15 protein-coding genes are annotated in these 13,327 nt (G+C 54.7%); 3 read left to right on the top strand and 12 right to left on the bottom strand.

Annotated elements, in window-relative coordinates; translation table 11 throughout:
• Positions 1 to 5: 5 nt before the first annotated feature.
• From sdaAA to MHI45_RS20910, 4 genes are all read right to left on the bottom strand, one after another.
• Positions 6 to 884: an L-serine ammonia-lyase, iron-sulfur-dependent, subunit alpha gene (sdaAA, locus tag MHI45_RS20925; RefSeq protein ID WP_076113875.1), complete on the bottom strand. Its 879-nt coding sequence runs from the start codon at positions 882 to 884 to the stop codon at positions 6 to 8.
• Positions 881 to 1,591: an L-serine ammonia-lyase, iron-sulfur-dependent subunit beta gene (gene sdaAB, locus MHI45_RS20920; RefSeq protein WP_076113876.1), complete on the bottom strand. Its 711-nt coding sequence runs from the start codon at positions 1,589 to 1,591 to the stop codon at positions 881 to 883. The genes sdaAA and sdaAB overlap by 4 nt, the downstream gene beginning before the upstream one ends.
• Positions 1,592 to 1,701: 110 nt before the next feature.
• Entirely contained in the window at positions 1,702 to 2,151 is a 450-nt protein-coding gene (locus tag MHI45_RS20915; protein WP_256718255.1) for a GNAT family N-acetyltransferase, read from the bottom strand.
• 23 nt (positions 2,152 to 2,174) lie between these two features.
• Positions 2,175 to 2,762: a DUF4269 domain-containing protein gene (locus MHI45_RS20910; RefSeq protein WP_076113878.1), complete on the bottom strand. Its 588-nt coding sequence runs from the start codon at positions 2,760 to 2,762 to the stop codon at positions 2,175 to 2,177.
• A 169-nt stretch (positions 2,763 to 2,931) separates the two neighbouring features.
• On the opposite strand from MHI45_RS20910, the gene MHI45_RS20905 reads away from it, so the two are divergent.
• A complete protein-coding gene (locus tag MHI45_RS20905; RefSeq protein WP_076113879.1) occupies positions 2,932 to 3,831 on the top strand; it encodes an SDR family oxidoreductase in 900 nt (299 codons plus the stop codon).
• Positions 3,832 to 3,899: 68 nt separating this feature from the next.
• Entirely contained in the window at positions 3,900 to 4,355 is a 456-nt protein-coding gene (locus MHI45_RS20900) for a hypothetical protein (protein WP_038585218.1), read from the top strand.
• Positions 4,356 to 4,443: 88 nt separating this feature from the next.
• Here the strand turns inward: MHI45_RS20900 and MHI45_RS20895 are convergent, their stop codons facing one another.
• The 3 genes from MHI45_RS20895 to MHI45_RS20885 form a co-directional block, all read right to left on the bottom strand.
• Positions 4,444 to 6,252: a bifunctional ADP-dependent NAD(P)H-hydrate dehydratase/NAD(P)H-hydrate epimerase gene (locus MHI45_RS20895; protein ID WP_076113880.1), complete on the bottom strand. Its 1,809-nt coding sequence runs from the start codon at positions 6,250 to 6,252 to the stop codon at positions 4,444 to 4,446.
• 178 nt (positions 6,253 to 6,430) lie between these two features.
• Positions 6,431 to 7,063: an NAD(P)-dependent oxidoreductase gene (locus MHI45_RS20890; protein WP_076113881.1), complete on the bottom strand. Its 633-nt coding sequence runs from the start codon at positions 7,061 to 7,063 to the stop codon at positions 6,431 to 6,433.
• Positions 7,064 to 7,217: 154 nt separating this feature from the next.
• Positions 7,218 to 7,631, bottom strand: a complete 414-nt coding sequence (locus tag MHI45_RS20885; RefSeq protein ID WP_076113882.1) for a GNAT family N-acetyltransferase — start codon at positions 7,629 to 7,631, stop codon at positions 7,218 to 7,220.
• A 293-nt stretch (positions 7,632 to 7,924) separates the two neighbouring features.
• Between MHI45_RS20885 and MHI45_RS20880 the strand changes: the two genes are divergently transcribed.
• Positions 7,925 to 8,212: a hypothetical protein gene (locus tag MHI45_RS20880; protein WP_256718256.1), complete on the top strand. Its 288-nt coding sequence runs from the start codon at positions 7,925 to 7,927 to the stop codon at positions 8,210 to 8,212.
• A gap of 249 nt (positions 8,213 to 8,461) precedes the next feature.
• Here the strand turns inward: MHI45_RS20880 and MHI45_RS20870 are convergent, their stop codons facing one another.
• The 5 genes from MHI45_RS20870 to MHI45_RS20850 all read right to left on the bottom strand — a co-directional run bounded on the left by MHI45_RS20870 (position 8,462) and on the right by MHI45_RS20850 (position 13,278).
• Positions 8,462 to 9,655, bottom strand: a complete 1,194-nt coding sequence (locus MHI45_RS20870) for a transposase (RefSeq protein ID WP_076114670.1) — start codon at positions 9,653 to 9,655, stop codon at positions 8,462 to 8,464.
• 177 nt (positions 9,656 to 9,832) lie between these two features.
• A complete protein-coding gene (locus tag MHI45_RS20865) occupies positions 9,833 to 10,054 on the bottom strand; it encodes a YezD family protein (protein ID WP_038585204.1) in 222 nt (73 codons plus the stop codon).
• A 104-nt stretch (positions 10,055 to 10,158) separates the two neighbouring features.
• Positions 10,159 to 11,022: a sulfate ABC transporter permease subunit CysW gene (gene cysW, locus MHI45_RS20860; RefSeq protein WP_076111678.1), complete on the bottom strand. Its 864-nt coding sequence runs from the start codon at positions 11,020 to 11,022 to the stop codon at positions 10,159 to 10,161.
• A 158-nt stretch (positions 11,023 to 11,180) separates the two neighbouring features.
• Complete coding sequence (gene cysT / locus MHI45_RS20855; protein WP_340895194.1) at positions 11,181 to 12,020, bottom strand: sulfate ABC transporter permease subunit CysT; 840 nt, start codon at positions 12,018 to 12,020, stop codon at positions 11,181 to 11,183.
• A gap of 142 nt (positions 12,021 to 12,162) precedes the next feature.
• Positions 12,163 to 13,278, bottom strand: coding sequence for a sulfate ABC transporter substrate-binding protein (locus tag MHI45_RS20850; RefSeq protein WP_038585197.1), 1,116 nt, complete (start codon positions 13,276 to 13,278; stop codon positions 12,163 to 12,165).
• Positions 13,279 to 13,327: the final 49 nt, after the last annotated feature.

Raw genomic sequence — 13,327 nt, 5'->3', positions numbered from 1 at the left:
CCCGATTACTTCTTGTTCCGCAGATCCTTCATAATCTGGCGCCCGGTAGGGGTCTGAGCCAAGCCGCCCCCTGCCGTTTCACGGTGCTTCTCAGGCATAGCGGAACCGACTTCCAGCATTACCTTGATCACTTCGTCCGAAGGGATTACGCTGCGCACGCCGGCCAGCGCCATATCCGCTGCGGCGAGTGCCGTAACGGCACCAAAGCCGTTGCGCACAATGCAGGGAATTTCCACAAGGCCACCCACAGGATCACAGATTAGGCCGAGTGTATTTTTGAGCGCTAGACCTACAGCATGCACTGCCTGTGCCGGGGTTCCGCCGCGCAGCTCGGTCAGCGCTCCCGCAGCCATCCCGATCGCCGAACCAACCTCTGCCTGGCAGCCGCCTTCCGCACCGGATACAAAGGAGTTATTGGCGATCACGTAACCAATGGCACCGGCGGCGAACAAGCCCGACACCATATAATCATCGTCCCAGCCAAACCGCTCCTGGCAGCTTAGGAATACACCGGGAATGATTCCGCAGGAGCCTGCGGTCGGTGTGGCAATAATGCGGCCCATAGACGCATTCACTTCAGATACAGCCAGCGCATAGGCCATCGCGGTACCGGCAGATCCGCCAAGACACGGTTCATCTGCCGCATTGTAGGCAGCAACCCGCTGCGCATCAAGGCCGGTCAGACCGCTGCGCGAGGTGGTATCCTCGTGCATGCCGCGGTGCACCGCCTCTTTCATCACTCCGTAGTACTGGCTCATCGTGGCGAACTCCTGCTCTGTGGAACGTCCGGACTCTGCGCTCTGCTCCTCAAGCATAAGCTTCCCGATACCCAAACCCCGTTCCTCGCATAGTACCGCCAACTGGCTTAAAGTTTGAAAATTCATGATGAGCTATCCTTCCCTTTCTTTACTTGCGTTGGTTCGTTTAAATCAACAACCTTCACCGACTTCACGGCCGGCAGGCCCGCCAGATCCTTGAGCAGCTCTGCTGTGGCTGGCTCATCGAGCTCCAGCACTGTCAAAGCCGCACCGCTGCGGTTCTTGCGGTCCAGGGACATATGTCCGATATTAAACTGGCCTTTGCGCATCACATCGGTAACACTCGCGAGTACTCCCAAATAGTCCATATGGTTAATCAGCACTGTCGGATACATTCCCGTAAGTTTAACCCCGAAGCCGTCGATATCTACAATTTCAATATTGCCGCCGCCAATCGAGATCCCCGTAAGCGTCATTTCTGTTCCGGTCTCCCGGCCGACAAGACGCAAGCGAACCGTATTGGGGTGGGGGAACAGCCCCGTTCCCTGCCGGAAGGAAATCTCCATCCCGTCCTCTTGCGCAAGCTCGATAGAATCAGGCAGACGGTGGTCATCCGTAGCGAAATCCAGCAGGCCACCGGCAATTGCCCGGTCTGTGCCATGCCCCTGATAGGTTGCGGCAAAGGAACCGAAGAAAATGACCTCAGCCTCGCTTGGCACTTCACTAAGCACCTGACGGGCTGCTCTGCCAATCCGGGCCGCTCCCGCAGTATGCGAACTGGAAGGCCCGACCATCGCCGGGCCGATAATTGAGAATACATCTTTAAAGCGCATAGTTCAGATCGCCACCTATCAAAATTCGACAATATACTCACATATATTATACTGCACGAATGCAGAAGCTACACTATTACATTGGTATGTCACCTTACGATAGATCATTATCAGGGCCGATGCTCTGAAATCTCTCCGCCTGACCAAGTATCCTGTGAGAAAAGAACAATCCCGTCCCGTTCCTGCCAGCCGATGCCCGACCAGAAGCTGCGGCCCAGCTCATTCCCCTCAATAACCATCAAGTGGCATTTCACAATGCCGGCTTCCCGCAATCTGCCTAGACAACGGGAGACCAGTTCACGGCCGACTCCTGCTCCGCGGCATTCTCCGCTGACAGCTACATGATACATATACCCTCTCCGCCCGTCATGTCCGCACATTGCAGTCCCGGCAATTTTGCCCGCTTCATTCTCGCAGACTAGACTCAGTCCGGGGTTGCGCTCCAGATAACGGACAATTTCTTCCCGGGAGTCAGCCTGGCTGAGGTTCATGCCTGTAGTATTCCCCCATAAAAGATACGCTTCCTCATAATCATCTGCAACCATTGCTCTGTACTTCAATATTCCTCCCCCGTTTCCATTGTTCATTGTATGTAGGGATAAGCCTTCTTGCACATGTATTCCAGCTCCTCTTGACGAAGCCCGCCAAGGTCCAGCAGCGCCTCATAAGGATCGCCTTCCAGCTTCAGCAGTCTCGCAAAAGCCGGTTCCGTCTTCATTCCGCCTGACTTCAGCAAAAGAATTTCTTCGCGGAAACTTTCCCCCAGCAGATCCAATATCCGCCCCTCTACCAGCATATGCAGCCAAGCGTTCTGCTGCCGCGCTGGCTTGGCTTGCCCGAACAATTCAATCGGCCAGCCTCCGGCATGAAAATTAATCTTGGTGCGTGTTATTCCCCCAACCACCCGGGTTACGGCGGAATATCCGGTCAACTGCCCGAAATAACCGTGAACCTCGGCGGTAAAGCGCACGGGGTCATGTACCTCGCAGATCAGATCGAGATCGCTGCCTTCCACTTGAATTCCCAGAGGTATCGTACCTGCAAGCAGCGGATCATAGTCCGCAAGAAGCTCCATAATCCGCAGTTCCTGAAGCAGATTGTATACTTCTCTTTGAAGTACCGTGCCCTGCTGCAAATAGGCAATATTAAACCAGTTCACACGATCCGCCATACGTTCCTCCCAGGTAATATATCATATTCTTTTTTCATAGAATGCAAGATTTGTCCCGCTGATCATTGCCCGCTTCAAATGCCGGATTCACACTGCGGGAGCGCACGCTTTTCTGGGCGCATGCATAAAAATATACGGAAAGACAGCATCCAAGGAGGAAACCTGCGATATGAATCCCACTTACCCCTATTATGGGGAACAGACGGTATGCCGCAAGCAGCCCATTGCCTTTCCGCCGCAGCATCAGAACCGCCAGCCGGGCCTTGAAAGTCTGATGAGCCCCCGCCCGATCAGCGAAAACCCTGAGAGCTTCGGCAGCCGAAAGCTGGAAGGCAAGGTGGCGCTGATTACCGGAGGGGAAAGCGGCATCGGCAAGGCGGCGGCCATCGCATTTGCCAGGGAAGGGGCGGATGTAGCCATTGCCTATCTGTACGAAGCCTCGGATGCCGAAGTCACACAGCGGCGCATTGAACAATTGGGCCGCCGCTGCCTGCGGATCGAAACTGATTTGCGGCATAAGCAAAACTGCTTCCAGGCCGTAGAGCAGACAGTACAGACCTTTGGCAAGCTGGATATCCTCGTCAATAACCATGGTGTGCAGTATCCGCAGAAGAGCATTCTCGATATTTCAGAAGAACAGCTGCTCCAGACCTTTCATACCAACATTATTCCGTTCTTTTACCTGACACAGGCCGCACTGCCGCATTTGAAAAAAGGCAGCTCCATCATTAACACCGCCTCAATCACCGCTTACCAGGGCCACAAAGAGCTCATCGATTATTCAGCCACCAAAGGTGCCATCGTCACCTTTACACGCTCTCTTGCCCTTTCGCTCGCCGATACCGGAATCCGTGTCAACAGTGTCGCCCCCGGGCCGGTCTGGACACCGCTCATTCCCTCCAGCTACTCCGCTGCCGAGGTCAGCGTCTTCGGAACGGATACTCCGCTCCGGCGTGCGGCTCAGCCTTATGAATTAGCCGGAGCCTATGTCTATCTGGCCAGTTCCGATTCTTCTTATGCTACAGGCGCATGTATTCATGTTAATGGAGGGGACATGGTCACAAGCTGAGCTGCCGCCGGTAAAGGCCCTGAATCCGCCGTAGTAGCGTTAATCCCACCCTGAAAGGAAGTTTTAGGATGAATAAAATCAAGGATTACGATCTTCCGTCCGTCCGCCTATCCGCAGGCATGTACGCACTGGCGAAACTCTCCGCCGCCGGTCTGACCTTTATGCTCGTCTCCCTGCTGATGCTGTTCTTTCCGCACGAAGGCGGAGTGCCGGAAGGCTGGCCGATATCGGTGCCCTATGCCATTTACGCTTATGGACTGCCGGCGGCACTGCTGGCAGATCTGCTGCTGCGCATGTTCCGTTCGTCTTCGCTCGGACCGTCACTGGTCCTGTATGCAGCTGCCGGCTTTGGCGCAGGTCTGTGGCTGGCCTCGGAGCAGGGCGGAGAAGCCATGACCTGCGGCATCTACGGCATAGCTGTACTCCTGGTATTCCGGCTCGCCCAGGTAGCCGGCGAGCGGCAGCCGCTGCTGCTTCCCGTATTCGCGCTATTCATCCCGCTGCTCTGCCTGCTGCTGCTCTAGCCTGCAGGCAGTTGCACCGGGTGCCGGACCGGCATGCATCCGGCAGGATGCATAGTGTGATCTGGCTTCTCCACACAGCTTCCTGCAATCAGAGTGCTTCAATGATATCCCCGGCAATTAATGCCGCCGGATGATGCCGCAGGCGGGCTGCCCGTTCTCCGGCCAGTCCGTGCAGATACACGCCAAAAGCCGCAGCCTGTGCGGCATTCAGCCCTTGAGCCAGCAGTCCGGAAATGATGCCTGTCAGCACATCGCCCGCTCCGCCGGTTCCCATACCCGGATGGCCTGTGACATTTACATAGGCTTGTCCTTCAGGCGTTGCAATAACTGTATGCGCCCCTTTCAGCACAAGCACCACGCCATGCTCCCGGGCATAGTCCAATGCCAGACCGATCCGGTCGCGCTGCACTTCTGCCGTGGGAAGACCTGCCAGCCGGGCCATTTCTCCCGGATGCGGCGTCAAGATCACAGGCCCCCGGCGGGTCCAGGAGCTGTAATCGGCATCAGCCAGGATGTTTAAAGCATCGGCATCGATGACCAGGGGCGTTTCCGTCCCCTCCCAAATCGTGCGGAGCCAATCCGTATCGCCCTCGAACCGGCCAAGGCCAGGACCAACGGCGATAACCTCCTTTCCGGCACCCAGCCGCAGCACCTCTGCGGCCGTGCCTGCTTTCCAGGTGCCATCCTCTGCGCTGCCGGCTGCAGCCAGCATCATTTCAGGGGCGGCACCGATCACATAGGGCAGCAGCCCGCCGGGCAGTGCCCAGGTAACCAAGCCGCAACCCGCCCGCAGCGCAGCCCGGGCGGAGAGCAGGCCTGCACCGCTCATGGCCAGGCTTCCGCCGGCCAGCAGGACATGCCCGTAAGTGCCCTTGTGGCCTTCGGGCGAGCGGCGGCGCGACACGTCGATCTGAAGACGTGTCCGCAGCACCTCCGGCGTCAGCAGGCAAGCCTGCACGCCGTGTTTCCGGGCCAAGGCAGCCGGGATGCCGATGGAGCGGACCACCACATGCCCGGCTGCTCCCGCGCCGGGATATTGCACCAGCCCGCGTTTGAGAAACGCGAGGCAGACTGTCACTGCTGCATGAATGCACGGCTCATGCAGCTCTCCCGTGTCCGCGTTCAGCCCGCTCGGGATGTCCGCGGACACCACCGGTTTGCCGCTGCCGTTCGCGGCGGCAATCAGCTCCGCATAGGCACCGCGCGGGGCTCCCGCGCTGCCGGTGCCGAGCAGCGCATCCACGATGCCGCTGCATGCGGCAAAGTCCAGCCGGTCCACGCCGTAGATGGCGGCGGGCAGGCCCATGGCTGCAGCGGCATCCCGCTGCAGTGCGGCTTCGCCGGCCAGCGACTCCGGCGCGGCCGCGTACACCAGAGTGACGGCGATGCCCGCCTCACGCAGGTGCCTGGCGGCGGCGAGGCCGTCGCCGCCGTTATTGCCTTTGCCGACGAGAATCAGCCAGTGCTCGGCTTCGGCAGAGTCCAGGGTCAGCGCGGTATCGCCGCTGACCCTAAACCCCGGCGGCTGAATCCCCGGGCCGCCGCTTCCCTGGATGGCAGCAACGCCTCTGCCGCTGCCACGCCCTGCTCCCGGTTCCTCGCCGCCACGCCCCACATCCGTTCCCGCGTCTCTGCCATTCTCTGCACCCGGTCCCCCGTTTATATAGCCGCCGCGCCCCGCTATATCTGCATCAGCCCAACCGCCTCCCGTTCCGGCCCGTCCACCGTTCCTGTCTTCTCCGCCTGCGCCTCCGCCGTGCCTGCTACGGCACAGCGCGATAACCTCCTCGGCGATGGCCCGACCCGCATTCTCCATCAGCGCAACCGCCGGAATGCTCAAACCCTCAATCGTTATGCGGTCCAATTGCCGCATCTGCTCAACAGTTACCAGATCCATGACTCGCACCCCTTTCGCTACATTTCCATCGCAACAATAAAGGGTAAGCCTTACGGCATAAAATGCAATAAGTCTTACCCTTTGCGCATAGCCGGAATCCACTGCCCCGGCACTATATCGGTCCTGTTGTTCAGTTCAAGGCAGTCTTAGAACTGCTTCTGTTCTGTACCCAGCTCTGCTAATAAGCTACCGTAAATCTCTCCCGGCTGAAATTGCCTTCCTCCAGCTCATCAATGACCGCCACGGCGAAATCCTCCACGCTGATGCTGCTCTCGCCATTTTCATCCACGATAAGCCGGTCCAGTCCGATGCGGAACATGCCTGTCCGGCGGCCCGGGACGATGAACGCAGGCGGACTGATATACGTATAATCAAGTGCCGAGCCTCTATAAATTTCATAGGCGTTGGCATGTGCGGCAGCCAGCGGCCGCAGCTCCTCGGGGAATTCGGCCGTGTCCATCAGCCACTCTCCCGATTCCGTCTTCAGACTGCCCGCTCCGCCGACGATCATCAGCCGTTCCACCCCGGCTATACGCATCCCCTCCAGGAGCGAATCCGCTGCGCCAAGCAGATCATTTTCCCGCCCGGAATCCGGTCCAAACGCACTGATGACTTCCCCATGCCCGCCAACTACGGCAGCTACCGAGGAAGGATTCAGGATATCAACGGTGGCAATCTGCAGCCGCTCATGCTCGATTTGCAGCGAATCCGGCTGGCGGACGGCTGCGGTTACTTCGTGTTTTCTTTTTAGTGCTTCCTGTACAATTGCTTTTCCCAGCGTCCCCGACGCACCTAGCACAACAACATCCATCTCTAGTTTTCCTCGCTTTCTCAAGCCCTAATTCTAATTTATCCCATAGTGGCGTTCTGAAACCCTTCGGGTAGAAACAGCATTCAAATACCCCCGCTAGGTGGGGGTCGGCCAGCCTCACTATCATAAGATTACAATCTGCCATTCCGGCCAGCTACCGCCGCAGGAACATCCCTTGCGAATAAGGGATTACCGGAACAAAACCATACTGATCATACAGCTTCGAAGCTTTCCCGTCAGCAATGAGGCTAATATACGACGGATTGGGCACCGTATCCAGAAATGCCCTGATCTCACCCATAATAACTTTCCCGAAGCCACGCCCTTGACGGGAGGGCTTAACGGCAATATCCGTTACCTGAAAGAAACAGCCTCCGTCCCCGATGACGCGTCCCATCCCTACCAGCATGTCCTCTTCATAGAGGGATACTGCATAACAAGAACGCGGAAGCCCGGTCATAGCCCCCTCTACACTCATCGGACTAAGTCCTGCCTCAACCCGCAGCGCCAGATATTGCTCCACCGAGGGAGATTCATGTCTAATTTCTACTTTTTCTGCTGTATCCATATTGTCCTTCCCTTCTCGTTCCTACTAACGTTCTCAGGATCTGCAATGCTGTTACCAATATATACTTAAGCATTGATTTCAAGCAAGGCCGGGTAACCGGCTGACGGAATAGGTACATGCGGAGATTTGAAACGTTGAAGGAATTCTGACGTAACAGAACTAATAAATTGTTTAGAAAAGCAATAATATTATTCTCAGCCTGCATCCCGGGGTAACCTAGAGATAAAGCCAAATATTTACAATATCATAAAGAAAGGAATGGTGAAGTACTCATGTCTTCTCTGGGGAAATTATTGAAATGGGGGACTTTCACTTATGAAGCGTTCCTGGCCCTGCCGATCATTGGAGGGATGTTCGTTGTAGCCAATGCATGGGTCCCGCTCGGCATCGCCTTTTTGCTGCACGCAGTGGCTGTTATCATCATGCTTAAGGAACGGGGGCCTTTTATCGGCAACGTCATTGGTATCATTACCTCGATAGTCGCTCTAATTCCGATCGTTGGCTGGATCATGCATGTGATCACGGCGATAGTCTTACTGCTTGAAGGCCTCTCCTCTTCCCGTCGGGGACCGCGTTATTAAGGCAATACTTATTTTAATGCCCCGGGTGGAAATAGCCTGGAATTGATGTGCTCTATCGAGGTTCCGGCAGAACTGAAGCATATCACTGACAAATTATCTTTTGCCGAATGGGAAGCCTTAATTAAATGAGCATTTTGCATAATTCATATTTCGATTGAGAGTCCATGGTTAGGCCACAGCGAAATCTCAGTGTTGTGAGAGCGGAGCGATAAATGGACAGACGGGCAGAATTTCAATGAATTTGAAATTTCAAGCGGCGTTTTGGACTCGTTGCTTGACGATGGCAAGTGCAGAGGCAAGTAACACAATCGCATTCAAATATTGGTGTGTTGTCACTTTTTGAATCCCCCAGACGTGAAGCTGGTCTGCAGTTAAATAGGTCTTCATTCGAGAGTTGCAGCGTTCTACACTGGTTCGTTTATTGTAAAGTTCCTTCCAGCCTCGGCTTTCCCGATGCGGCAACGCGTAACGCCGGAGATCCGTTTGACTGTTGATTTTAACCACCATTCCATAATTGGACGACGAACAAGTGACCATACCCAAAGGACAATCCACTTGACCTGTCGCATGTGGACAACGAAATTTCAAATGTACCTTTTCCTGTCCCCAATACGTCATAGGAAATCCCATCGAACAACAAGGCGTGCCTTTGCGGGTGATCCCCGCTGGCGGTTCCTTTTCATTTCGTGGATTCAGCGGAATAATGGCTTGCGCCTTGACGTTCCGGGCCGCCTCGTAGTTTTTCATTTGGTCGTAGCCCGCATCCAGCATGAAGAATTTCACTTTGGATTTTGCAGCGACAATCGTCATGAGTGCAGGCCCTTCGTCTCCGTCGTTCACATGGGCAGGAGTCACCTGGAGCACCATAGGAAGTTCACTCTTGGCATCGACGGCCAGATGCAGCTTATAGCCAAACCACTTGACTTTGTTGCCGAAGGTGTCGAACTTTGCACCCCAGTTGGCATGGCCAGTGAGCTCGCTTTTTCGCTTGGGTTCTTTTTTCTCGTAGGCGTGAATGGCTGCGCTGTCGATGGCGACATGAGTGCCGTCGATGATTCCAGCTTCTTGGCACTGAGCCACAAGATCCTCAAACAACTGCTTGGCAAGGCTTTTGCGAGTCAACTCGGCAAAAACCCGGCTTAACGTGGAAATTGAAGGGGCGGGGATGTCCAGCCGAAGTCCACATTGGTAACGGAAACGAAGGTCAAACTCCAGTCTGCGCGCTAGGCCGGTGAACGTATCGATGTTCTCTAAGGGAGCCGCGAGTAATGCGCGAAGAATGCCTTGACGGCAGTGCCCGTCCGCTCCTCGGGGTGAAGGATTTCTCAATTGTCTCGCGTAAGGTCGCAGGTCCAGTGCGCTGAAAAAGATGGGCAATCGCTCTTTTGATTCGATTTTTTGAAGCTCCTCAAAGGAAAATAGACTTTCTTGGAGAATATACAAAGGGGACTTCCTCCTCTTGAGTGTTTTGGTGTCGTTACCAAAAAACTTCTCCAAGTTGGGGTGAAGTCCTTTTTTATGCTCAAAATCTCTTTGTGTACCAAGGGCTTAGATTAATGCAAAATGCTCAAATAAAAAAAAGAAAGACCTTCAACTGATGGAGGTCTTTCTTTATACCTTCTATCCTCGTCCCGCAGAACGGGTATCGGTGCGCCGGCTTCCGGTCTCTCCACTATATCGTGCATTTGCAGTGCTGTTCTCGAAACGTTTGCGTTCCGTACGCTCCATCTGTACTATCTGACCTTCATGCACTACGATGTGCAATGAGCCAAACTCCATGTCATCCAGAAGTCCTGCAATCCGCGTCAGCCATACCTCATCCACTTTCAGTGGCTTAACCATTCTCCAGCCTCCCTTTCCCCGGACAGGGGATGTTCTCCGCCTTGAATCCCGTTATTACCAACTTGTTTACTAAGATTTAACTTAGCATGGAACTAAAAGAGCTGTCAATGAGCATTTTTTCGTAACAGCCAGCTTTTGATGATCATTGTTACCAAGGCGAGCAGCAGCAGCAATGAAGCCACCGCAAACGATGCCGAAAATTGATATTCATTATATAAAATCTCGACATGCAGCGGCAGCGTATTCGTTTCTCCCCGGATATGCCCGGAGACTACCGATACCGCGCCGAACTCGCCCATAGCACGGGCATTACAGAGAATAATCCCGTACAGCAAACCCCATTTAATATTGGGCAGTGTCACACGCCAGAAAATCTGCCAGCCGTGCGCCCCCAGCGTAATCGCCGCTTCTTCCTCCTGTGTACCTTGATCTTCCATCAGCGGAATCAGCTCACGGGCCACAAAAGGGAACGTTACAAACAGCGTAGCCAGCACAATGCCCGGGAGCGCAAATACAATCTTGATATCATGGTCGCTGAGCCAGGACCCGAACCAGCCATGCGCGCCGAACACCAGAATAAAGATCAGCCCGCCGATGACCGGTGACACAGCGAACGGCAGATCAATTAAGGTAATGAGGAAGCCTTTGCCGCGAAAACGGAATTTGGTCACTGCCCAGGCGGCCGCCACGCCAAAGATTGTATTCAGCGGGACGGTAATCGCGGCCACCAGCAGCGTCAGCCGCAGCGCCGAAGCGGCGTCGGGATCAGTCAGCGCGGCCCAGTAGACATCCCAGCCCCTCTTCAGCGCTTCTGTCAGCACGACGATCAGCGGCAGGGCGATCAGCCAGAACAGCACCAGCCCGGCGGCGGCAATCAGCACCCACTTCACCGCAGGAGATTCGTTCGTAGCAGGCGAGGATACGCTGCTTTTCCGCCCTGGAGCGAGCATCGGCACAGTACCGGCCATAATTATTCCTCCTAAATTTTTGTGAGCGTTACTTCACTGAATTGGCTTCGACAAAAATCACTTCGGAAGCATATGCTTAATTTTTGTGAGCAATACCTCACCAAATGGGCTTCGACAAAAATCACCTCGAAAGCATACGCTTAAGTTTTGTACTTCCCCTATCGTGAGCTTTTGCGGGCCCAGCGCTGCAGCAGGTTAATCACGAACAGCATCAGGAAGGAGATCAGCAGGAGAAGAAGCGCCACCGCTGTAGCGCCGGCATAATCGAATTGCTCCAGCTTGGTCATAATGAGCAGCGGGGCAATCTCTGTTCTCATCGGCATGTTGCCGGAGATGAACACCACCGACCCGTATTCTCCGATCCCCCGGGCAAAAGCCAGTGCAAAGCCGGTGAGCAGCGCAGGGAACAGCTCCGGCAGCACAATCCGCAGAAAGGTCCGCCAGCGGCCTGCCCCCAGCGTCGCGGCGGCTTCTTCCATGTCTCTGTCCAGATCCTCCAGCACGGGCTGTACGGTGCGGACAACAAACGGAATGCCGATAAACATCAGCGCAAGCGTGATGCCCAGCGGCGTGAAGGCAACCTTCAGGCCGAGCGGCTCCAGAAGGGAGCCGATCCAGCCATTCTGTGAGTAAAGTGCTGTCAACGAGACACCCGCTACGGCTGTCGGCAGTGCAAACGGGAGATCGATCAGGGCGTCGAATACTCTTTTTCCGGGAAACTCATAGCGTACCAGCACCCATGCCAGCAGCAGTCCCAGAAAAGCATTCGTCAAAGCTGCCGCTGCCGCAGTGCCCAGGCTGACCCGGTAGGAAGCCAGGACGCGCGGGTCTGTGGCCACATCCCAGAATTTAGCCCAGCTGAGTCCGGTGGAGTTGAAGAGCAGCGCCGAAAGCGGCAGCAGGACAACGAGACTCAAATACAGTACACTGTAGCCCATCGTAAGCCCGAAGCCGGGCAGCACCTTGCGCCGCACCGCAGCCGTAGTAGTGACATTCATTTACGTATTCATCCTTTCCTGCCTTCAGCTTATGGGCTGATCAGCACCCTTAACGGGACGAACTTTCCGAAGCCTATCTTTACAGATCCTGCGGCTCTATCACCAGCAGCGAGTTATAAATGACCCGCACTTAAAGTAAGAGTTAGCTGCCCGGTACATAAATCTTGTCGAAAATGCCTCCGTCATTGAAATGTTTCTCCTGCGTTTCTTTCCAGGTGCCGAATTTATCAGCCAGCGTAAACAGCTTGATGTCCGGGAATTGGTCCTTGAACTGTTCCTTCACACTTTCCAGAGTGGGGCGGTAGTAGTTCTCTGCAGCTATTTTTTGGCCTTCTTCGGTGTAGAGATATTTCAGATAAGCCTCGGATACCTCACGCGTTCCTCTTTTATCGACAACCTTGTCGACTACGGCAACCGGAGGTTCAGCCAGAATGCTCTCGGAAGGATTCACAATTTCAAATTTGTCCGGCCCCAGCTCTTTGATGGACAGATAGGCTTCATTCTCCCAGGCAATCAGCACATCACCGATTCCGCGTTCCACAAAGGTTGTCGTAGAACCACGCGCCCCGGTATCCAGTACCGGCACATGCTTGAACAGCTCCTGCACAAATTCCTGTGCTTTGGCTTCGTCATTATTGTTGTGGTCGAGCGCATAACCCCATGCCGCCAGATAGTTCCAGCGTGCACCACCGGAGGTTTTCGGATTCGGTGTAATCACCTCTACACCTTCCTTAAGCAAATCCGGCCAGTCCTTTATGCCCTTCGGATTGCCTTTACGCACGAGGAAAACAATAGTCGACGTGTAGGGTGAGCTGTTAAGCTCAAATTTATTTTGCCAGCCTTCATTGATGAGTCCTGTTTCCTGCAAAGCGTCAATATCATATCCAAGCGCCAGCGTGACTACATCCGCTTCCAGACCGTCAATAACGGCACGGCTTTGTTTGCCTGAACCGCCATGGGACTGCTTGATCGTTACTTTCTGGCCAGTTTCCTGCTCCCAATAAGCCGAAAAAGCCTTGTTGTAGCTCTCATAAAGCTCACGTGTAGGATCATAGGATACATTTAGCAGCTCTACCGGATCTTTAGACGGTGCTTTGGTCGCTTCTGCCGTTGCCGCCGCATTGGTGCTCTCCGGCGTACCGGTTGCTGCACCTGCGCTGTTGTTCGTATTGTTAGTATTACTTCCGCAAGCAGTAAGCCCTGCCGTCAACAATAGTGTAAATCCGGCGAGCAGCCCCTTCTTGATCCCTTTCTTCATCACAATCACTCCCCCATGTTTTCTCTTAAATAGATGATTGCTGAACTCT

This window comes from Paenibacillus sp. FSL H3-0321, from assembly GCF_038002865.1.
Lineage (GTDB): Bacteria > Bacillota > Bacilli > Paenibacillales > Paenibacillaceae > Paenibacillus_AQ.
Note: the sequence above shows the minus strand (reverse complement) of the source record. Positions and strands in the feature narration are given on the sequence as shown.